The sequence below is a fragment of the Bifidobacterium sp. B4081 genome (assembly GCF_026537335.1).
Taxonomy (GTDB): domain Bacteria; phylum Actinomycetota; class Actinomycetes; order Actinomycetales; family Bifidobacteriaceae; genus Bombiscardovia.
In genome coordinates this window covers 24,334-45,608 of the sequence record NZ_JAFNMM010000004.1, presented here as the reverse complement: position 1 = coordinate 45,608, position 21,275 = coordinate 24,334, and the positions used below count along the sequence as shown (strand labels likewise).

14 protein-coding genes are annotated in these 21,275 nt (G+C 59.0%); 11 read left to right on the top strand and 3 right to left on the bottom strand.

The genetic code is table 11. The annotated features are described in order from the left end of the window. The first annotated feature begins 21 nt into the window (after nucleotides 1-21). From gnpA to J3T92_RS07560, 4 genes are read left to right on the top strand one after another with little or no spacing between them, the layout of a single operon-like run. Nucleotides 22-2,187 carry a 1,3-beta-galactosyl-N-acetylhexosamine phosphorylase gene (gnpA, locus tag J3T92_RS07575; RefSeq protein WP_267400849.1) on the top strand — a complete coding sequence of 722 codons (2,166 nt, stop codon included), beginning with the start codon at nucleotides 22-24 and terminating at the stop codon, nucleotides 2,185-2,187. 28 nt (nucleotides 2,188-2,215) lie between these two features. Beyond that, nucleotides 2,216-3,301: a phosphotransferase enzyme family protein gene (locus tag J3T92_RS07570; RefSeq protein ID WP_267400847.1), complete on the top strand. Its 1,086-nt coding sequence runs from the start codon at nucleotides 2,216-2,218 to the stop codon at nucleotides 3,299-3,301. Beyond that, entirely contained in the window at nucleotides 3,301-4,773 is a 1,473-nt protein-coding gene (locus J3T92_RS07565) for a UDP-glucose--hexose-1-phosphate uridylyltransferase (protein ID WP_267400846.1), read from the top strand. Before J3T92_RS07570 ends, J3T92_RS07565 begins: the two co-directional genes overlap by 1 nt. Nucleotides 4,774-4,812: 39 nt before the next feature. After that, the gene (locus J3T92_RS07560) at nucleotides 4,813-8,187 is read left to right on the top strand and encodes an endo-alpha-N-acetylgalactosaminidase family protein (protein ID WP_324124239.1); all 3,375 of its coding nucleotides are present in this window, start codon (nucleotides 4,813-4,815) and stop codon (nucleotides 8,185-8,187) included. 69 nt (nucleotides 8,188-8,256) lie between these two features. Here J3T92_RS07560 and J3T92_RS07555 read toward each other — a convergent pair whose 3' ends face one another. Both J3T92_RS07555 and J3T92_RS07550 read right to left on the bottom strand, forming a co-directional pair. Beyond that, nucleotides 8,257-9,120 (bottom strand): alpha/beta fold hydrolase, encoded by an 864-nt coding sequence (locus tag J3T92_RS07555; protein WP_267400844.1) that lies wholly within the window; start codon nucleotides 9,118-9,120, stop codon nucleotides 8,257-8,259. Nucleotides 9,121-9,163: 43 nt separating this feature from the next. Further along, entirely contained in the window at nucleotides 9,164-10,423 is a 1,260-nt protein-coding gene (locus J3T92_RS07550) for an MFS transporter (RefSeq protein WP_267400843.1), read from the bottom strand. A 120-nt stretch (nucleotides 10,424-10,543) separates the two neighbouring features. On the opposite strand from J3T92_RS07550, the gene J3T92_RS07545 reads away from it, so the two are divergent. Next, the gene (locus J3T92_RS07545) at nucleotides 10,544-11,554 is read left to right on the top strand and encodes a LacI family DNA-binding transcriptional regulator (RefSeq protein WP_267400842.1); all 1,011 of its coding nucleotides are present in this window, start codon (nucleotides 10,544-10,546) and stop codon (nucleotides 11,552-11,554) included. 82 nt (nucleotides 11,555-11,636) lie between these two features. Here the strand turns inward: J3T92_RS07545 and J3T92_RS07540 are convergent, their stop codons facing one another. Further along, a complete protein-coding gene (locus J3T92_RS07540; protein ID WP_267400840.1) occupies nucleotides 11,637-13,094 on the bottom strand; it encodes an amino acid permease in 1,458 nt (485 codons plus the stop codon). A gap of 277 nt (nucleotides 13,095-13,371) precedes the next feature. Here J3T92_RS07540 and J3T92_RS07535 point away from each other — a divergent pair, with 277 nt between their 5' ends. The 6 genes from J3T92_RS07535 to J3T92_RS07510 all read left to right on the top strand — a co-directional run bounded on the left by J3T92_RS07535 (nucleotide 13,372) and on the right by J3T92_RS07510 (nucleotide 21,260). Next, nucleotides 13,372-14,862, top strand: a complete 1,491-nt coding sequence (locus J3T92_RS07535; protein WP_267400839.1) for an amino acid permease — start codon at nucleotides 13,372-13,374, stop codon at nucleotides 14,860-14,862. Nucleotides 14,863-15,021: 159 nt separating this feature from the next. After that, the gene (locus J3T92_RS07530) at nucleotides 15,022-16,836 is read left to right on the top strand and encodes an FTR1 family iron permease (RefSeq protein ID WP_267400838.1); all 1,815 of its coding nucleotides are present in this window, start codon (nucleotides 15,022-15,024) and stop codon (nucleotides 16,834-16,836) included. Continuing rightward, nucleotides 16,833-17,456, top strand: coding sequence for an iron transporter (locus J3T92_RS07525; RefSeq protein WP_029678340.1), 624 nt, complete (start codon nucleotides 16,833-16,835; stop codon nucleotides 17,454-17,456). The genes J3T92_RS07530 and J3T92_RS07525 overlap by 4 nt, the downstream gene beginning before the upstream one ends. A gap of 13 nt (nucleotides 17,457-17,469) precedes the next feature. Further along, complete coding sequence (locus J3T92_RS07520) at nucleotides 17,470-18,744, top strand: DUF2318 domain-containing protein (RefSeq protein ID WP_267400837.1); 1,275 nt, start codon at nucleotides 17,470-17,472, stop codon at nucleotides 18,742-18,744. 22 nt (nucleotides 18,745-18,766) lie between these two features. Further along, the gene (locus J3T92_RS07515; RefSeq protein WP_267400835.1) at nucleotides 18,767-20,077 is read left to right on the top strand and encodes an ABC transporter permease; all 1,311 of its coding nucleotides are present in this window, start codon (nucleotides 18,767-18,769) and stop codon (nucleotides 20,075-20,077) included. 16 nt (nucleotides 20,078-20,093) lie between these two features. Continuing rightward, the gene (locus tag J3T92_RS07510; protein WP_267400834.1) at nucleotides 20,094-21,260 is read left to right on the top strand and encodes an ABC transporter permease; all 1,167 of its coding nucleotides are present in this window, start codon (nucleotides 20,094-20,096) and stop codon (nucleotides 21,258-21,260) included. The last annotated feature ends 15 nt before the right edge of the window (nucleotides 21,261-21,275 follow it).

Genomic DNA, 21,275 nt, shown 5'->3' with positions numbered 1-21,275 from the left:
ATTCCAAGGAGATTTGATTCAATGACCACGACCGGGCGCTTTACCCTGCCGGGCGAAGAGAACTTTGCCGAAAAGACCAAGGAGCTGGCCAAGCTCTGGGGTGCGGATGCCATTCGCAACTCGGACGGCACCCGTTTGGACCAGGAGCTGCTGAACTTAGGGATGAAGGTGTACAGCGCCTACTTCCCTACTCGCGCCCACAACGAGTGGATCAGCAAGCACATGGACGAGACCCCGCAGGTCTACCTGATGTCTGAGCGCATACTGGCCCACGAAGATCAAGTGCAGATTCCCTTGATGGACCGCTATTTCGACCAGCAGCTCAGGCCCAACAGGGATGCCGACCCCCATCGGTACTGGGAGGTCATCGACCGCACCGCCGGACGGGTCCTGGACCAGTCGGAGTGGAGCCTGGATCCGGATCAGGACCTGGTTCGCGTGACCGGGGCCACTCCCATGCATGAGTACACGGCATCCTTCCTGGCCTACATCATCTGGGATCCGGTCGAGATGTACAACCACCTGACCAACGACTGGGGCGACAAGGAACACGAGATTCCCCTGGACATCTACCATCCTGCCACCCGAAAGTTCGTCATGGATGCCTATCGGCAGTGGCTGGATGAGAACCCGGCGACCGACGTGGTCCGGTTCACCACCTTCTTCTACCAGTTCACGCTGATCTTCGACCAGCTCCACCGGGAGAAGCTGGTGGACTGGTTCGGATATGCCTGCACGGTCTCCCCCCAGGCCTTGGATGACTTCGAGACTCGGTACGGTTACCGTCTGCGTCCAGAGGACTTCATCAACAAGGGCAGCTACAACTCCTCCTTCTGCATTCCTGGCAGGGCACAGCGCGATTGGATTGATTTCCTCTCGGATTTTGTGCGGGAGAATGTCAAGACCATGGTCGATATGACCCACCAGGCCGGCAAGGAAGCTATGATGTTCCTGGGAGACCAGTGGATCGGCACCGAGCCCTACAAGCCGGGCTTCGAGAAGCTGGGTCTGGATGCTGTGGTTGGGTCCGTGGGCGACGGTACCACCCTGCGCATGATCTCCGATATTCCCGGGGTCCGCTACACCGAAGGTCGTTTTCTGCCATACTTCTTCCCAGATACCTTCCATGAGGGCAACGATCCCAGCATCGAGGGGCTGGACAATTGGCGCAAGGCCCGTAGGGCCATTCTGCGCAGCCCCATATCGCGCATGGGCTACGGCGGCTACCCATCCCTGGCGGCCAAGTTCCCCAAGTTCGTTCAGACCGTGGCGCGCATCGCAGACGAGTTCCGCGATCTGCATGACAGGACCAAGGGGAGGGCAGCCCAGGGACAGCTCAATGTGGCGGTGCTGAATTCCTGGGGCACCATGCGTTCCTGGATGGCCTACACGGTGGCGCATGCCCTGCCCAACAAGCAGACCTACTCCTACTACGGGGTTCTGGAGGCACTGTCGGGCATGAGGGTGAACGTCCGCTTCATCAGCTTCGACGACATTCTGGCCCACGGCGTGGATCATGACCTGGATGTGATCATCGCCGGTGGTCCGGCTGATACGGCCTTCAGTGGTGGCGGGGTCTGGAGGAATCCTGCCCTGCTGGAGACCCTGCGAGCCTGGGTCGACGGGGGAGGGGCCCTGGTCGGCATAGGCCAGCCGACTGCTCTGGAAAGAGAGGGGCGCTTCTTCCAATTGGCCGACGTATTCGGCGTTGATCAGGAGCGCTTCCACACTCTTTCGGTAGACAAGTACTTCCCGAAGGTCACCGAGAGGCACTTCATCACCGCCGATCTGCCCGAGGACGGCAAGGTGGACTTCGGAGAGCCCGTGGTGAACACCTACCCCATCAACGAGGCTGTCACCCTGCTCAGGGCCGACCAGGGTCAGGTGCAGCTGGCGGTCAACCAGTATGGCATGGGCCGTGGGGTCTATCTTTCCGGACTGTCCTATTCGGCCGTCAACGCCAGGCTTCTTGAACGGATCCTCTTCTACGCCAGTGGGCGACAGGATCGGTACGGGGACTGGAGCTGCACCAATCCTCATTGCGAGGTGGCCTACTTCCCGCAGGAGGGCATCTACTGCGTCGTCAACAACACCGACTTGCCCCAGGAGACCAGCGTTCGTCAGGCAGACGGCCAGGTCAGAGACATTGTCCTGGAACCCAGCGCCATGGTCTGGCAGCAGGCATAAGGGCAGGTTCGGCAGGAAAGGGGCTATTATGACGACGGTTCAGGATCAGGAGCTGGCCGCGGTTGCCGCCCGCTACCCCCTCAAAGGGCGTGTGGAGAGCATTGCGCCTTATGGCAACGGGCACATCAATCAGACTTATCTGATACAGACGGACAAGCGTCGTTACATTCTGCAGCGAATGAACACCTCGGTTTTCCCTGATACGGCCTCCCTGATGCGCAACATCGAGTTGGTGACCGAATTTTTGCGCTCGCAGGGTCAGGAGACCCTGGATATCATCCGCAATAGAGAAGGCAATACCTACTGCGAGCTGGCAAGTGGGGCCTGGCGGGTCTATGCCTTCATTGAGAACACGATCTCCTACGATTTGGTTCCCAGCCCAGATGTTTTTAGGGAGGCGGGCCAGGCTTTCGGACGCTTCCAGAACTCCCTGGCGCTCTTCGATGCCTCTCAGCTGACCGAGACCATCGCCCACTTCCATGACACCCCCAAACGGTTCGAGACCTTCAAACGGGCTGTTCAGGAAGATATCAAAGGCAGGGCATCCACCTGCCGGACCGAGATCGACTGGTATATGGAACGTGCCGACCAGTACCCGGTCATCATGGACGGGCTGGCCGATGGATCCATTCCACTCAGGGTCACCCATAACGACACCAAGCTCAACAACATCCTGATGGATGCCGCCACCGGTAAGGCCAGGGCCATCATCGACCTGGACACGATCATGCCCGGATCCATGCTCTTCGATTTCGGCGACTCCATCCGTTTCGGCGCTTCGACAGCCCTGGAGGATGAGCGTGATCTGGATAAGGTCCATTTCAACCCTGATCTTTACCGTGCCTATGCCCGAGGGTTCCTGGGAGCCGTGGCCGGCAAGGCTGTGGACCGGGAGCTGAGCCTCTTCCCGGCTTCCTGCAGGATTATGACCTTGGAGTGCGGCATGCGCTTCCTGACCGACTACCTTCAGGGCGACACCTATTTCGCCACCGCCTACCCGGAGCACAATCTGGTGCGGACCCATACGCAGATGCGCTTGGTGGAGGAGATGGAGGCTGACGATGCCCAAATGCAGGAGATGACCGCCCAGGTGGTCGAAGAGGTGAGGAGCTGATGCTGAATCGGGTTTACCGGAGCCTCGATGCTCTGATCGGGTACGCCTGTGCCTGTCTGGACCTGGACCCGTCCGATGTCGACTGGGCTCGCAATCAGATCCTGGCGCTTTTCTCCTTGGACTCCTACGATTCCGGGAATGGATCTGCTGATCCCGCCTCCGGTGGCGTCGATGAACTCCTGGAGTCCTTTATGCAGGCCTTGGAGGGTGCCGGTCTTATGGCTCAGGATGAGGCCCTCTCCATGGCAGATACGGTCATGGGAATCCTGTCCTCTAGGCCATCCCAGCTGCAGCGGCGCTTCACGCAGGTGGAGGGGGCCCAGGGTGGTATGGCTGCCATGCACTGGTTCTATGACTATTGCGTCAAAAATACCTACATCAAGAAGTCCCGTCTGGACAGGAACCCTCGTTTCTCCTCCGGGGGCGTGGTGGTCACCATCAACCTGGCCAAGCCGGAATTCAAGGACATGAAGAAGGCTGCGGCGGGCAACAGCACCGCAGGCGGGTACCCCAAGTGCACCATCTGCCATGAAAATGAGGGCTTCGCCGGGCGTGACAAGCGTACACTGCGGACCATCCCACTGACTCTGGGCGGCCACGACTGGTTCTGGCAGTTCTCGCCCTATGGGTACTTCCGCGAGCATGGCATCTGTGTCAACGCTGATCACACCCCCATGCACGTGGATCGGGACACCTTTGGGAATCTGCTGGATTTTGTGGACCGTTTCCCCGGCTACTTCCTAGGCTGCAACGCCGCCCTGCCCCGAATTGGCGGATCCGTTCTGGCTCATGATCACTATCAGGGCGGAGGAGAGCGTCTGCCTGTGCATCAGGCCGGAGCTTGGCGGACCCTGCACTTGGACGGCCACCCTGATACTCCTATCGAGATTCTGGACTGGCCGGGGACCGTGGTCAGAGTGGTTTCGCCGTCACGGCAGGAGATTATCGAGGTCAGCGAGACCATCAGGCAGGCCTGGGTGGATTACGACAACCCGGACCTAAACATCGCCAGCCAGGGGCCAGAAGGGCGGCAATCAGCCCTTTCACCCAGCCTGGTCAAGACCGACCGAGGCTACGAGATGAGCCTGATCCTGCGCAATAACGGTGTCAGTCCGCAGTTTCCTGATGGCATCTTCCACGTGCACCCGGAGTTCTATCCGGTCAAGCAGGAACCCATCGGGCTGATCGAGGCCCAGGGGCTCTTCGTCCTGCCCGGAAGGCTGGTCGGCCAGCTTGCCTGCCTGGAAGAGGCCCTGGTGGCAGGTACCGGGCTTTCCGAACAAGTGGCCGACTTCAGCTTGGAGTATGGCGAAATTACCAAGGCTCTGCGGGGTTCGCATGATCCGGAGAAGATCCATGAGGCCCTTAAGAGTGAGATCGGCAGTGTCTGCGCCCGGATCTTGGGCAACACCGCAGTCTTTAAGCGGCCCGAACAGACCGAGGAATTCCTGCGGGGGCTGGGTTGCCGGTAGGCGGCGTAGATGAATAACACCAATGACAGGGGATGACCGATGGGCGGAACAATCATGGGCGGAAACCAACCGATCGCGAGGCCGGGCGCCACGGACTCTTGGGAGACCCTGCATACTCAAATAATGGAAGTGCGCCTCAGGCCTGACTTTCCTTCGGTGATTGACTATCGGTTGAAGACGCCTCAGGCTGAAGGAACCATGCTTGGGCAGGTCCGGGATCTGCGTCTGGTGGCCATCAACGGCATCGAGATTGAGCTGGGCCCTGACAAGGTGGAGCTGGAACGGGAGAATGAGACAAGTCTGGTCTATCGACTCCATGCGATCGCCGCAGAGCAGGGGATTGATGCGGTTTTGGCGGTCCGCATTTCAGTCGAGGACGCCTCTCTGAGCTTTAAGGTGATCTCGATTGGGAACCAGGCTGGCCCCGACCATCCAGTCCAGACGGTGGCCTTCCCTGGACAATGCCTGATTTCCGTGACCAACACTCAGGCGGATGCGGAGTTTACCGGCGCTCGCATGTCTGCGGACGTCTCCATCAGTGGCGATGTGCACCGGGCGGTCGCTGGGCAGATGGAGGAGGATCCTATCGGGCAGGACTACATGTATGGCTTCCTCTCTGCGGATGGCCTCAGTGCCGGCCTCTGGAGCAACTCCGAACACGATGGGACCACGGCCAGCAAAACGGGAACCGGTGGCGCGCAGAACACCAGGGTTCTGGCGGTTCGCGACCAGGTGGACGGAGTCACCGTCCTCGGCTTGACCAGCGCACCTTGGATATACAACCGGGTGGTCCAGGATTCCCACGGACGCTCTTATACGGTCGGGGAGACGGACAAGCCCGCCATGGCAGTAGCTCTGGCCGGAGACCTGAATGATGACGGGGTGGTCAACTGGCAGGATGGTGCCATCGCCTTCAGACGCATCATGAACAATCCGTATGGTTCTGATGATGTCCCGGACCAAGTGGCACGACGCATAGCCATGAACTTTGGCTCCCAGGCCCAGAATCCCTTCATGACAACCTTGGATAACGTCAAGCGGGTGGCCCTGGCTACCGATGGCCTGGGTCAGTCAGTCCTTCTCAAGGGATATGGCAACGAGGGCCACGACTCCGGCCATCCGGACTACGACGACATTGGTCGACGAATCGGCGGACTCCAGGACATGAATACCTTGATGGACAGGGGCAAGACCTATGGGGCCCGGTTTGGTGTCCATGTCAATGTGGATGAGATGTTTCCCGAGGCCAATGCCTTTTCTGAAGACATGATCCGTAGGGATGACAAGGGCGGCCTCTGCTACGGCTGGAACTGGCTGGATCAGACCGTGGGTATCGATGGTATCTACGACCTGGCCTCGGGCGCCAGGAGGGAACGCTTTGCCGCCCTCGCCCGTGAGGTCGGTGACAGGATGGACTTCGTGTATGTGGATGTCTGGGGCGATGGGACCTCGGGGGAGGAGGATTCCTGGCAAACCCGGCAGCTCTCGAAGATTTTGACCGATAACGGGTGGGGGATTGGCACGGAGTACGCTTCGGCCAATGAGTATGATGCCGCCTTCCAGCATTGGTCCCTGGATTTGACCTATGGATCCCCTCACGACAAAGGTGAGAACTCCCAGGTCATGCGCTTTCTGCGCAACCACCAGAAGGACAGCTGGATAGGTGATCACCGAGCCTTCGGAGGCGCAGCCAACGCCCCGCTCCTGGACGGCTACAGCATGAAGGACTTCGAGGGATGGCAGGGACGCAACGACTTCGATGCCTATATGGATAACCTCTATACCTGCGACCTCTCGACCAAGTTCATCCAGCACTTTAGAATCATGGCCTGGTACAACGACCCCATCAATGTCGATTCAGTGCGTGACTTGACCAAGAATCAGGGGAACGAACAGATTGAGCTGGTCAATGATCAAGGTGACAGGCTGGTCATTTCCAGGGGTTCCAATGAGCAGACATCGCCCGCCTACCGCGAGCGCACGATGAGGCTGAATGACCGAGTGGTGCTTGTCGGCGAGCTGGAGGCCAATGACCCCAAGGCCGACAAGCCTGGGATTGAAACCGGAACCGGCGCAGGAGCGTATCTGCTGCCCTGGGTCTGGGATGCCAATACGGGGGATCGGCTGGATCCAGATGAGCAGAAGCTCTACCACTGGAATACTGCAGGCGGCTCGACCACCTGGGAGCTCCCGGAATCGTGGCGCGATGCCTCTGTCGTCATCGTCTACCGGCTGACCGACCAGGGCAGATCGGAGCCAAGGGAGATTCCGGTGGTGCAGGGGAGCCTCACCCTGGATGCTAAGCCCAGAACACCCTACCTGGTCTGCCGGCATGCGGGCCAGGGAGTCCAGGTGGACTGGTCGGGAGAGCATCTAGTGGATGCAGGGTTCAACGGCGGCGAAAGGCTGTTCCAGTCGGTCTGGTTCGTGAAGGGGCTCGGACGTGCCTCGATCACCAAGGGTCAGTGCGCCAATCCCATGCTTAGGCTTGAGGGTTCGGTCTGTGCTGTGCAACCCCTGACCAACCTGGTGCCAGGCAAGAGGTATGCCCTCTATTTAGGGCTTGACAACCGTGGCGGCCAGGTCGAGCTGAGTGTGGATGCGGACCAGGGTGGGGTGCTGGCTCGCAATATGAGCGGCCCGAGCATTGCCAAAAACTATGTCAAGGCCTACGCCCACAACACCGATGCTCCAACGACTGACGGCAGCAGCTACTTTCAGAATGCCTATCTCTTCTTCACGGCTCCCAAGGGTGGGCAGACCCGTCTGGCCTTGGCCCATGAAGGGGATGGCGCCGCCTACCTTGACGACATTCGCCTGGTTGAGAACGAATACGATGGCATCAGCCTGGACCAGGACGGTCATCTGGTTGAGCTTACCTGTGATTTTGAAGATAACGTCCAGGGCATCTGGCCCTTTGTGGTGGCTGGAGCTGAAGGGGTGGAAGACAACCGAATCCACCTGGCCCAGCTGCATGAGCCCTTCACGCAGGCTGGGTGGGATGTCAAGAGGATGGACGATGTCCTCCAGGGTGACTGGTCTCTGAAAGTCAACGGTCTGACTGGGAGACGCGCTCTCCTCTTCCAGACCATTCCCCAGAACGTCCCCTTTGCGCCGGGTCGACGCTACAGGGTCTCGTTCGACTACCAGTGCGGATCAGACGGCATATACGCCCTGGCAACAGGTAGAGGCGAGTACACCGGTGAGGATCTGAACCTGTATCCCTTGCACAAGGCTCTGGGGGTCACCGCCAGATGCGAGTTCGAGCTGACTGGCGATCCGAATGGCGATACCTGGTTCGGCATTTACTCCACTGACAGAGGACCAGATCTGGAAGGCAGCAGCGGCTCGGAGGCCAACATGGCTGGCTACCAGGATCTGGTTCTCGATAATCTGCGGATTACCAGCCTCTAGTCAGAGATTCCTGGGTCAAGAAGGAAGTGACTACAAGGGCATCGAAATTCTTCAATCAGGGCTAAGAAATTAGCCTCGACCAGATTCGCCTTGCTGAATGGTCCGCAGAGTAATTTGTGCGAATTCATCCCAGAGTGGTTCCGGTATCTCATGAGCCATGCCAGGGTAAATATGCAGTTCCGAATTCCTGAGTAGCCGGGAAATCCGAATGCCTGCCTTGGGGCTAAAGAAGGGATCGCGGCGTCCATGAATGATTGCTGCTGGCAGGGTCAATTCGCCAAGTTTGTTTTGGTCCAAGCTGAAGGAGTTTGTTGCAGCCTGCTGTCTCCTCCATCCGTCGGGCCGATAGCAACGGTCATATGTCATCATTCCCAGTTGACGGGCTTTCTCTTCATTGAAGGGATAGGCAGAATTGACATGGCAGGCTTTTTCTCGTGATACGAAAAGATCGATGGCCTGGTCGCGGTTCGATGCGACATCAAGACCGGCGTTGTTGCCCGACTCGGCAGAGTCGGCATTCGACATCCATTCCTTTCCCCAGGACGGGGCAGTGAACATGATAACGGCAGAATTAATGCGATTGGGATAATCGACCAGAACTTCTTGAGTGATCATCCCGCCCATCGACTCACCCATGATGTTGAATGTCTTGAGCTTTTCTGCATCCGCAACCGCCAAGACATCATTGGCCATGTCGGTAATGTCATAGGTCTTGTCTGTCTGGTCGGGAGTTCCTGTCTGGCTGGATAGACCGACATCCCTATTGTCGAGCAAAATGGTCTGAATGTCCAGATCGTTCAGTTTTTGCACGAATCCTTTGTCCCAGCCAACTAATTGAGCTGTGTATCCTTCAATCATGATCAGGGCAGGCCCATCGACAGGACCATACTTTTCGTAATAAATGGATATGTCACCATTATGAGCATAGGGCATGATGCTTGCTTCCTTTCATACAGTAATTTTTTAAGTACTACGGTCACCTGACTGAACGAATCAGCATGGCAAAAATTCCGCCGAGCAACGAAGTTACGATGCCAAATACGAAGACGGACACATAGGAGCCGGTGGCATTAATCAGCGTGGAGCCGATCAGGGGGGCTACTGCTGCCGGCACCGAAGTGGCGATGGCCAGGATGCCAAGATCTCTGCCCTCATTGGCCTTATTGGGCAGAACCAGGGACATGACCGCAATATCTACGGCGAAGTAGACGCCACCTGCCGCCCCATTGATGGCCGCGTAAATCAGCATTCCTGTCCAGCTATGCATAACCAGCGGGACGATGAATGAAGCCATAAAGACCAATGAGGACAGTGCGACAATTAGTTTTCTGCGGTCGAGGAGATCTGCCACCTTGCCGAAGAGCACAATAGCGATTATCTGGGCGATGGTGGAGATGGTCGAAACCGTGGCAACCCCTGCCGTGGCATTATTCCCGGGGAGGTTTTTAGAGCCAATGTAGTCAGTCAGAATAAAGAATGTGAAATTGGATATGGCAAAAGATGCAAAGTAGAAAGCGAACCTTGACAGAAAAGCCATAGAGAAGTCCCAGTGGAGGAATGCGGAGAAGAAATGTCCTACGGTACTGAGACTCCAATTGGAATGTTGTTTTTTTGCTGGTGTAGGCATATCCAATGATGGGTCTTCCGGAGCCAAAAGGCAGAACAGAAGGGAAGCCAAAAGAATAAAAGCTCCGATGATTACGTATCCCCAGTGCTGGCCGGTGCGTGATGCAACGTTGACGAAAATCAGGATGCCAAACGGAAGCCCCAAGCCACTGACCGAAGAAGCCACTCCACGGTGCTCCTCAGGGATTCGGTCAGGAATTACTGCGTAGATGACGCCCTGAAACCAGTTGGCGAAGAACCAGACCAAACCCGCAAAAACAATAACCATGGCGATGCTGGTCATCATGCCCATTCCGACACACATGAGCGCTGTGCCTATTCCGGAGAATATCAGCCAGGGCGTTCGCTTCCCAAACCTTGAACGTGTTCTATCTGAAATGGCAGCGCCAATGGGAAGAATCACAGTGCCGACGATTGACTCGACTAGTGAAGCGACGGCCATGTCATGAACCTTGTTGGTCGCGTTGATGCTGACGATCTGAGCGGGCAATAGAACTTGATTGATTGCTTGGTACACCCCGTATAGCCCTACTATAGCCGGGAACAGGAGTACCAGAATTCGTGTGATGCTTACTGGGCGTCTGGTATGGACCGTTTCCTCGTTTTTCATAGTTGATCTCCTTCGCTCATCTTGCATCCTCACAAGTAATACGTATTAGTAACACGTGTTACTAAGTTATAATAAACTGATTGAGGATTTTGTCAAATAGAGGTGTAGAAGGGCATCCATATGAGCAGACGGAAGGCGAAAAGTCAGGATGTGGCAATTCGAGCTGGCGTTTCCAGGACAACGGTCAGTTTGGTGCTTAATCACCACGATGCCAACATTCCTGAGCAGACCCGCAAGAAGGTTCTTCAGGCAGCCAAGGAGCTTGAATTCATTCCATCTGCAGCAGCAAGGACCTTGAGAAAGGGCAAAGGATCAATTGTGCTCTGCCTGACAGTTAACGCTGAGCCTTCCTCCCGCGCAGATGAAGCATGGAGCTCCTTGAGCGAGAAACTTCATGATCGAGGCCTGGTTTGCATCTTCTCGAGAACTGCGGGTTCAACCACTCCGCTCCGTCAGCTCTTGTGGGAGATAACTCCGAGCGTAGTCGTGCCTTTTTTTGATCTGAGTGTCGACGACAAAGCCATGCTTCAGCAGATGGGTATACCTGTAGTTGAATTTTTTGGTAGGCAGAATAAAGAGGAAATAAAGGGCCAACCCATTCAGTTGTTTGCCGATTTCCAGGTCCAGCTCGGTACAGTTCAAGCGAATTATTTATTGAATAAAGGGTGTGGCAAGATTGCCTATGTAGGGACTGCGACTCCAAGTAGTAGCGCCATGATGAACGATCGCAGAAATGGTGTTCGTAGAGCCCTGGAGGCGGTAGGTCTTGAACTGGTCTCCGATGGGAGTATTTCTCTTCACGATAGTGGCCAGTCGGCAAAATTGATGGTCAAGAGGCTTAGAGAGGCAGAATGTGACGGGGTCTGTGCTTTCAATGATGAGCATGCTGCTCCGATTATGGCTCAAGCACAAAAACAAGGTATACGGGTTCCTCAAGATATGCGCGTAATTGGAGTGGACAATGAGCCAATCAGTGCTTATCTGCAGCCTGCATTGACCAGTATTGATTATGATAGCATCATCCCTGCATATCTCGATAGCATTGTTGCGGCATGTAGCTCGTCTGCAAAACCGGCTCCAGTGGAGCGCAACGATACCACCCTGTGGGTGGTCGAAAGAGAATCTGCATGATATCAGGGAATAGTGCTCAATGCTGAGCAGAGACAACTGTCCACGCTAGAGTGAAAGCTGCCTCTTCCTATGAATCCGTCATTCAAGCTTTCCGCTGGGTCAGCTGGTAGGCCGCCAGGAGGACGATCAGCCAGACTGGTCCAGCGACGACGGCCACCCGGTAGCTGGGCGAGAAGCACATGAGCACGACGATCATGGCCAGGAAGGCCAGGACCGCCCAAGGGGTCACCCGGGCAAAGGGCAGCTTGAAGTGCAGGGCATTCAAAGCGCTTTCGCCGGTTTTGCCCGCCAGGTCGCCGGGGCCTTTGCCACGAGCAACAGCACGCCGGAAGAGCATCTCGGTCACCATGATCATGGACCAGTTGATGATGGCCGAGATCGTGGCGATGCTCATCAAGTAGTTGAAGGCGAACTGGGGCCAGAGGAAGACCACTACCACCGCCAGGGCGATGATGCAGGCCGAGGTCAGCACTCCTGCGTAGGGTACCCCTCCCTTGGAAAGCCTTCCCAGGTACTTGGGGGCATTGCCTTGCCGGGCCAGGGAGAAGAGCATGCGGGAGTTGGAGTAGAGGGCCGAGTTGTAGACGCTCATGACTGCGGTCAGGCAAACGAAGTTGAGGATGCCTGCGGCCGCGTGGACACCAACCGAGTCGAAGATCTGAACGAAGGGGCTGACGACCATGCCTTGCGCGTTGGGCTTGCCGATGGCATTCCAGGGGACTACGGCCATGATCACCCCAAGTGTCAGGATGTAGAAGACCAGGATCCTCCAGATGATGGCGTTGGTGGCCTTGGGAATGGTCCGGCGGGGATCGGAGGCCTCCCCGGCGGTAATGCCGATGAGCTCGGTGCCGCCGAAGCTGAACATGACCACCGCCAGCGACATGAGCAGACCGGTCCACTGGCCATTGGCCCCGTGACGCATGAGCCCGTTGGGCAGGAATCCGCCGCTTACGGTGAACCAGTTGGCGAAGGAGGCCCGCAGGCCGTTGGCTGTGGGCAGGGCCATGATCACGACGGCCAGCCCGCCGATGATCATGGCGACGATGGCTGCAATCTTGATGATGGCGAACCAGAACTCGAACTCGCCGAACTTGCTGACCCCCATCAGGTTGGCGGCCGTGATGACCACCAGGAAGAAGGCTGCAGAGACCCAAGCCGGTATCGCCGGGAACCAGAAGTTGACGAAGGTGCCTACTACGGAGAGTTCGACCATGGACACCAACACGTAGTTCATCCAGTAGTTCCACCCCGACACAAAGCCCGCACGCTTGGACCAGTAGCGGGTGGCATAGTAGCTGAAAGCGCCGGACTTAGGGTCTTCCACGCTCATTTCGCTCAGAGCCCTGACGATCATGAAGATGGCCAGACCGCCTATCAAATAGGCGATGATGATGGCCGGTCCTGCCAATGAAATGGATTCCCCGGACCCGTAGAAGAGTCCCGTCCCGATGGCGCCGCCCAGCGAGATGAGCTGGATGTGCCTGTTCTTCAGGGTCTTGTGCAGGTCCTTGCCTTGCGACTCCTTGGGTTGATCCATGGGGATGCCATTCCTTAGGTGGTGATAGTCGTCAGCTGAATACGGCCGGTTGACAGGGCCAACCCTATCGGAGCCTCCCGGGCTGAGGGACATTGCCTTTGTATTGTGGAATAGCAGTGTCCGCAATATGAGATACCCGATTCGCCGGATGACAGCCGCCAGGCCTCTGCGGCGGTTATCGACACCCCTGTGGTATTGCTGTCCTACCGGCCTCTACGGGGCATCCGCTTTGGCCGACGACCACAGACAGGTTGCGAAGACAAGGAGGTGCAGTTGGATGAACCGCACGGGTAATGGCCCTTCGGCGCAGGAGCATCAGGGTGGCGGCGCCTCGTCGGGCGACGGCATGGAGCGCGGGCTGAGCAACCGCCACGTGCAGTTCATCGCCATCGGCGGCACCATCGGCACCGGCCTCTTCCTAGGGTCGGGCAAGTCCATAGCCCTGACCGGACCCTCCATCATCCTGGTCTACATCGGCGTCGGCGTGATCATGTACTTGCTCATGCGGGCCATAGGTGAACTCATGTACCGCAGTCCTGTCCAGCATACTTTCATCGCTTTCATCAGCCGCTACCTGGGCCAGGGGTGGGGATCCTTCGCCGGCTGGTCATACTGGATCGTGCTTATCCTGATCGGCATGTCCGAGCTGACCGCTGTAGGCACCTACTTCGTCACTTTCTTCGACACCTTCGGCATTGATCTGAGTGCCTGGCGGGGTCTGATCGAGCTCTGCTTCCTGGCGGCCATGGTGAGCGTCAATCTGATCGCCGTGCGGGTCTTCGGGGAGACCGAGTTCTGGTTCTCCATGATCAAGATCACCCTGATCCTGGCCATGATCGCCACGGCTGTGGTCATGGTCGTCACAGGCTTCCACTATCCGGCCGTCCACATGCCGGGACAGGACCGGATCAGCCCGGCCGGCCATGCGGGCCTGGACAACATCACCACAGGCCTGAGTCTGGCGCCCAACGGGTGGATGGCCTTCTTCATGAGCTTCCAGATGGTCTTCTTCGCCTACGAGATGATCGAATTCGTGGGAGTCACCGTTTCCGAGACCCAGAATCCCCGCAAGGTCCTGCCCAAGGCCATCAACCAGATCATCCTGAGGGTGTTGATCTTCTACGTGGGCGCTCTGGTCGCCATCATGCTGATCGTGCCCTGGCGCTCCTTCCGGCCCAACGCCGACGGCAGCTTCACCTCGCCCTTCGTCATGGTTTTCCGTTACGCCGGGGTGGACTGGGCGGCCGCTCTGGTCTTCTTCGTGGTCATCACGGCAGCCAGCTCCTCGCTAAACTCCCTGCTCTACTCCGCTGGCCGCAACCTCTTCCAGCTGGCAGCTGCCGGCCACTCTCCAGTGATGCGCAGCCTGCATACGATTTCGCGGCGCGGCAAGGTGCCCGCCCGGGCCATCGTCCTATCCGGGGCGCTGATCCTCTTATCTCCGGTGTTGCATCTGTTGCCCGGCTTCGAGGACACCTTCGTCCTGTTCACCTCCTGTTCCAGTGCGGTCATCATCTTCATCTACATCCTGACCCTGTTTGCTCACCGCCGCTACCGGACCAGCAAGGACTTCATACCCGATGGATTCATCATGCCGGCCTACCGGGTGACTGGAGCCGTTGCCATCGTCTTTTTCGTTCTGATCTACTTTTCGCTCTTCCTGGCTCCCGACACCCGGTATCCAGCCATATTGGGATTGGTCTGGCTGCTGATATTCGGCGGCATCTGCCTCTGGAAGCATAAGGGTGAGCCGTTGCTGGCCGACTGACCGTCCGCGAGCGCGGGCGTATTATATGGCCTCAAAACGCTATAAACAAGTCTGTTTTTCCATTTGTGCTTGGGCTAGATTGATTTTCGGTAGTTGTCAAATCGGCCTTCGTTTCTCGCAGGTTCGATAACGAGGGACTGACGAAGGAGATCATCGCCCATGGTTGCACAGGTCGGCAGGACACGAGTGGCCAGAACCGCTGGCTCCCTGCTCTCATGCCTGCTGTTGGCCCTGATATTCCTGATCCTGCAGACTCCACAGTCGGCCATGGCGGCAAGCGGGGCTGCGGATTATGACAGCTGGACCCAGGTGGCCGATTCCATATCCCATCAGCTGGATAGAGGGTGTAAGGACTATGCCCTGGAGGATCGCGCCGGGGCGGCCTCCCAATTCATGGGGGCCTACAACGTAGGTTACGTGGGCTCCGGATTCGTCTCGATCGTGGAGTCGACCCTAGGCCAGGACAGGCGCAACGCCCTGGACGGGCAGTTCCAGGCCCTGCAGGGCCAGGTCTACGCTCCGGATGCCGGGCGGGCCCTGACCCAGGGCAGCGAAAAGCTCAAGGCCGATCTGGCAGTTGCGGCCACCCAGCTGGATGCCACCCAAGGGCTGGCCAATCCTCGTGCCTACGCCAAGGCTCAGCAGGAGCAGATCAAGGCGGATCGTCGACGGCTGGACGCAGCCAAGAAGCATCGGAACAACGGCAAGGGCGACCGGACCTGGACCCAGGTGGCCCACGAGATGACGCCCATCCTGGACCAGGCGCTCGCCCAGGCATCCAAGGGACAGGGCCAGGCGGGATCTGACCTGGTCAACAAGGCCTATTACCAGTATTACGAAAAGCTGGGCTTCGAGAAGAACGTCATGAACGCCATCAGCGGCAACAGGGTCTCCCAGGTGGAATACCAATTCAAGGAGACCCGGATGGCCATGGTGGCGGGCAAGCCAGCCAAGACCCTGGTAAACGACCTGAAGAGCATGCTGGTCGAGGACGCCGCCGTTCTGGATGGAGGCGCCGCGGACCAGGTCAATGGGTGGACCTCCTTCCTGACCTCCGCCTTCGGCCAGGCCTTTGTGGTCCTGCTGAGGGAGGGGCTGGAGGCCATCCTGGTGGTGGCGGCCATCATTGCCTACCTGGTCAAGTCCGGCCATAAAGACAAGATCCGGCACATCTACTGGGGCATTGCGGCAGGCCTGGTGGCCAGCGGGCTGGTGGCTCTGCTCTTCACCCTGCTCTTTAACGGGAACGGTCCCCAGCAGGAGATCCTGGAGGGTGTGGTGGCCCTGGTTGCCATGCTCATGCTGCTCTACACCAGTAACTGGATGCTGTCCAAGTCCTCTGTGGAATCCTGGAACCACTACATTCAAAGCCGGACGGTGGCTGCTATCTCGAAGGGCAGCGTTATCTCCCTGGCCCTGCTCTCCTTCCTGGCGGTCTTCAGGGAGGGGGCTGAGACGGTCATGTTCTACCAAGCCATCTTCGCCATGGCTCCTGGCGGCACACGTGAGATTTGGACCGGTTTTGCGGCTGCCGCTGTGGTCCTGGTCATCGTTTTCGTACTCATCCGCTTCACCTCGGTCAAAATTCCCATCCGGCCCTTCTTCATCATCACCAGCCTGCTCATGGCGGTTATGGTGGTCATCTTCGCCGGAGGCGGCGTCCATGCCCTGATCGAGGGCGATCTGGTGCCGGCCACCTACCTGCCAGGTGTGCCCACCAGCGACTGGATCGGGCTGTATCCATACACGCAGACCATTGGTGCCCAGATCCTGGCGGCCCTGGTCGTGGTCGTGCTGGCAATTGTGTCGACCCGCCGCCTGCACAAGCAGGAGCAGGCGCAGTCGAATCAGGACTCCGGCGGGTCGTCGTCGGCAACCGTCCATCAGACGGAAGCCGAGCAGGCCGCCGAAGGGGCTGTGCCCTCTGAGGTCACGGCATCCATGCAAACATCAAAGAGCGAAGGACAATCATGAAGAAGAGACAATTGACCGCCCTGGTCGCGCTGGTGCTCTCGGGCACCCTGGCCTTGGCGGGGTGCGGCTCCAGCGGGTCAGGCACCCGTGAGGCTCCCGCGCCTGAGGCTTCTGGCGCCTCCCAGTCCTCGGCGGGCAAGGGGGCCGGGTTCGAGGAGATCCCCATACCGCCCGACGATCAGCAGAAGGGCCCCCTGAACATCGGCACGGTCTTCTTCCAGCCCATCGACATGGAGCCCGCTTCCATGGGTCTGAAGGCGGCAGATGCCAGCCTGCATTTGGAGGCTGATATCCACGCCCTGCCCAATAACAATCTGGGCTATGCCAAGGGTGAGTTCGTTCCGGATCTGACCGTCAACTACACCATCCAGAACAAGGATGATCCCAACGACAAGCAGTCCGGCACCTTCATGCAGATGAACGCCTCGGATGGCCCGCATTACGGAGCCAACATCAAGATGGAGAAGGCCGGATCCTACAAGCTGACCTATTCCATCGACTCTCCTGAGAAGAAGGGCTGGATGCTGCACGTCGACCCGGAGACCGGCGTGAAGGGGCACTTCTGGACCGAGCCTATCGTGGTCAGCTGGGACTGGGACTACACGCCCCACCAGTGGTAAGCTGCTATGCACCATGCTTGAGCAATTTGTCACGGTCTTGCCGGGGACACTGGCCCCGGCTCTCCTGGTCATGATTTTCAGCGTGCTTCTAGGAGTGGGCGAGGGCCGCGATCGGCCCCGTTCCTCCTCCTGGCGGCTGATTGGCCTGGGGGTTGGCGTGCTGGGAGCGCTGGTTTTTGCCCTCCTGCGTGCCACCGCGATCATCAACCGGCGAACCATGGTCAACTCCCCGACCCTGGTAGCCTGCGTTCTGACTGATCTGGCGGCTATTGCGGTGGTGCTGTTCGCCGATCGGCTGGTTTCAGACTGGCATCGCCGCCCTTGGGCCATGGATCTGGCCAACGCCCTGGCAGCCCTGGCCATAGCCCTGACCACCTTCCGTGCCCTGCCCGACGTCATCCTGCAGCTTACGGCTTTTGTGGAGCCGGGGGAGCCGGTGATGACCTCGGCCATGCTTCTGAGGGCCTTGGGCTTCCTGCTTGGTCTGGCTGCCGCTGTGATAGTGGCTGCCATTCTGAGGACCATGCATACCTCCTGCCCCCGGATAGCCTTCCGTCTGGCCGCCCTGCTCATGGTGGTCCTGCTGCTGGTTCGGCACGGCGTAGCCCTGGTGGCCCTGATGCAGACCACCGGCCTGGTTCTTCTGCACGGGTGGGCCTTCCGGGTCATGGCCCTGGGATACAACGCCGACCTGATCCTGGTTCTTGCCCAGGTTCTGGTCTTCATCATTCCAGTCTTCGCCTGCTTGGTTGCAGGCTGGCGCATGCCGGTGACCGGAGCCTCCACAGCTGACGACCGCAGTCACCGGGCCTTCCGCCGACGGGCCTTGGCATCGGCGGTCTGGAGCCTGGTGGCCATGATCGGCGTCACCCTGGCCCTGACGGTGGGCACAGCCAAGGCCCACCAGGTGCCTGTGCTCTCGCCTCCGGAGAAGTATTCTTTGACCTCCGATACGGCCACCATTCGTTTCTCCCAAGTGGAGGATGGTCACCTGCATCGATTCAGCTACCGGGCCAAGGACGGCACCGAGATGCGCTTCATCATCATCCGCAAGAATGGCGCGGCCTACGGGGTCGGGCTGGATGCCTGCGAGAACTGCGGGGATGCGGGCTATTACGAAAAAGACGGCAAGATCATCTGCAAGAAGTGCGACGTAGCCATCAACCTGGCCACCATCGGGTTCAAGGGCGGCTGCAATCCCGTCCCTCTACCCTATAAGACCGGCCGGGGCGCCATACAGATCAGCACCGCAGACCTGGATGCACTGTCTTCGCACTTCAAGAGCTGATAAAAGGGAAGGAGCGGTTGGCATGTTCTTCATGCGAATGATGCTGCGGTCATTCAGCCGCCAGTTCGGGCGAAGAATGCTCATCGCCGTCACGGTCTGCCTGTCGGCCTGCGTGGCTACGGCCATGCTGGGGGTGGTCTTTGACGTGGGCGACAAGCTCAACGCAGAACTGTCCACCTACGGATCCAACATCACGGTCCAGGCCAAGGCTGATGCCGTGGTCTCCGACCTCTACGGCGACCAGGAGAGCGGCCCATCAGGCGACGAGTCAACGCCGACAGCCTTCCTCAAGGAGTCCCAGGTGCCCAAGATCAAGACCATCTTCTGGGCCTACAACATCACCGACTTTGCCCCACGTCTGGATCTGCGCGGCACTGTGGACCAGGTCGGCGCCCCTCTGGTGGGCACCTGGTTCGGCCGGACCGTCAAGGTCGACAGCGGCGAGAGCAGCACCGCAGGCTTGAAAGGTCTTCGGCCCTGGTGGAAGGTTCAAGGACGCTGGCCCAAGGACGAGGCTGGGTCCGGCGGCAGGACCGAGGCCATGATGGGCAAAGAGCTGGCTGCGCGACTGGGTGGCCGTCAGGTCGGCGACCAGGTCAAGGTGGGTCTGGATGGTAAACAGCAGACCGTCACTATTGTGGGCATCTTCGACTCCGGTGATTCGGATGCCTCCTCCCTCTACCTGCCCACCAGGGCGTTGCAGGAGATGTCCGGTCTGACCGATCAGATTGACCAGGTGGAGGTCAAGGCCCTGACCACGCCCGAGAACGACCTGGCCCGCAAGGCCGCACGAAACCCAGCCGCCCTCTCCCAGGACGAGTGGGAGACCTGGTACTGCACGGCCTATCCGTCCTCCATCGCCTATCAGATCGAGGAGGCCATCCCCGGGTCCATGGCCAAGCAGGTCAGACAGGTGGCAGCCCTGCAGGGCGATGTTCTGCAAAAGACCCAGGCGGTCATGATCCTGATGACCGTGCTCAGCCTGCTGGCGGCAGCCATCGCCGTGGCCAACCTGATGGCGTCCTCCATATCCGAGCGGTCATCAGAGTTCGCCCTGCTCAAGGCCTTGGGCGCTACCGATGGGGCCGTGTCCAGACTGGTGCTGGCCGAGACGGCCCTGATCGCCTTGGCCGGAGCTCTGGTCGGCGCTCTGCTGGGCTCAGGGGTGGCTCAGATCGTAGGCAGGGTGGTATTCGGCTCAGGTATCACCATGAGGCCCATGGTCTTCGTGCTGGTCTTTGTGCTGCTGGCCTTGACGGTGCTGCTGGCATCCATCTCGTCAATCAGATCGATTCTGCGGCTTCGGCCGGCGGAGGTGCTTCATGGCCGCTGATCGCCATACAAGCCATATGACCAATACCCGCATGTTCCTGACCATGCTCTTTGGGGCCGTTTTCCGTCGTCGGGGACGGGCCCTGATGGCCGTGGTGGCCTCCTTGGTGGGGGCGGCCACCCTCTTCTGTCTGGCGGCGGTCTGCATTGAGGCTCCCAGGCAGATTAACCAGGAGATGCGCTCCTACGGGGCCAATCTGGTCGTCTCGCCCATTCAGGGGGGCAACCGGTCTGGCTCCGGCATCGAACAGGGCATGGTGGATCACACCACCCACATGGTGACTGCCAAGGCCCCGGCCCGGTACGCCACCTATCGATATGAGACGGTGCAGGTCAATGCCGGGGCCCGCGAGATGGCCGGCATCCACCCTGACCAGGTGCGTCAGCTCAACCGCCACTGGAGCGTGGAAGGAGCTTGGCCGAAGCCTGGTTCGGTCATGGTGGGGCGGGATCTGGCAGATTCGCTGGGGCTGACCACTGGCAAGCCAATAACTATTGGTTATCCGGCCGGGCAGTCCACCTTCACAGGCAAAGCCGGGGGGCAGGGTCGTGATTTTCGCGTGGGTGGCATTGTCGATACTGGCGGCCCCGAGGATCGCATTATCTACGCCGACCTGTCCGATCTGGAGCTCCTGACCGGGGCCAGGCGGGGTACCGATGTCATCGAGTACTCGGTCAACACCATGACTTCGGGGCTGAAGACCATCGCTGCTAGCATCAACGACATGACCTCCATGGGGGTCAAGGCCCGGCCGGTCGCCAGGATCACAGCAGGCGACAGCCATACCATCGCCATGCTCCAGTCGCTCTTCTGGCTGGTTTCGGTGGTGGTGCTGGTCCTGACCTTTGTGGGCGTGGGGACCACCATGGCTTCCATTGTTTCTCAGCGGCGCAGCGAGATCGGTCTGCGCAAGGCTCTGGGTGCCTCCTCGCGGGGGATAGCCATGGAGTTTCTGGCTGAGTCGGCCTGCTACGGGTTGGCTGGAGGCCTGATCGGCACCGCTTTGGGCTATGGCTTCGCCCGACTGCTCTGCCTGTCGGTCTTCCAGCGGCCGCTGGGCTTCAACTGGTGGCTGGCCTTGGGCACGGTCCTGCTGAGCGTGGCCATATCCATGATTGCATCTATCCGGCCGGTCCTCCGGGCTTCGCGTATCGACCCGGCCCTAGTTCTGAGGGAGGAATGACAATGACGCAGGCAA

Coding starts and splice junctions, on each gene's coding strand:
- gnpA (WP_267400849.1), top strand. CDS start 22: ATGACCACGACCGGGCGCTTTACCCTGCCGGGCGAAGAGAACTTTGCC.
- J3T92_RS07570 (WP_267400847.1), top strand. CDS start 2,216: ATGACGACGGTTCAGGATCAGGAGCTGGCCGCGGTTGCCGCCCGCTAC.
- J3T92_RS07565 (WP_267400846.1), top strand. CDS start 3,301: ATGCTGAATCGGGTTTACCGGAGCCTCGATGCTCTGATCGGGTACGCC.
- J3T92_RS07560 (WP_324124239.1), top strand. CDS start 4,813: ATGGGCGGAACAATCATGGGCGGAAACCAACCGATCGCGAGGCCGGGC.
- J3T92_RS07555 (WP_267400844.1), bottom strand. CDS start 9,120: ATGCCCTATGCTCATAATGGTGACATATCCATTTATTACGAAAAGTAT.
- J3T92_RS07550 (WP_267400843.1), bottom strand. CDS start 10,423: ATGAAAAACGAGGAAACGGTCCATACCAGACGCCCAGTAAGCATCACA.
- J3T92_RS07545 (WP_267400842.1), top strand. CDS start 10,544: ATGAGCAGACGGAAGGCGAAAAGTCAGGATGTGGCAATTCGAGCTGGC.
- J3T92_RS07540 (WP_267400840.1), bottom strand. CDS start 13,094: ATGGATCAACCCAAGGAGTCGCAAGGCAAGGACCTGCACAAGACCCTG.
- J3T92_RS07535 (WP_267400839.1), top strand. CDS start 13,372: ATGAACCGCACGGGTAATGGCCCTTCGGCGCAGGAGCATCAGGGTGGC.
- J3T92_RS07530 (WP_267400838.1), top strand. CDS start 15,022: ATGGTTGCACAGGTCGGCAGGACACGAGTGGCCAGAACCGCTGGCTCC.
- J3T92_RS07525 (WP_029678340.1), top strand. CDS start 16,833: ATGAAGAAGAGACAATTGACCGCCCTGGTCGCGCTGGTGCTCTCGGGC.
- J3T92_RS07520 (WP_267400837.1), top strand. CDS start 17,470: ATGCTTGAGCAATTTGTCACGGTCTTGCCGGGGACACTGGCCCCGGCT.
- J3T92_RS07515 (WP_267400835.1), top strand. CDS start 18,767: ATGTTCTTCATGCGAATGATGCTGCGGTCATTCAGCCGCCAGTTCGGG.
- J3T92_RS07510 (WP_267400834.1), top strand. CDS start 20,094: ATGACCAATACCCGCATGTTCCTGACCATGCTCTTTGGGGCCGTTTTC.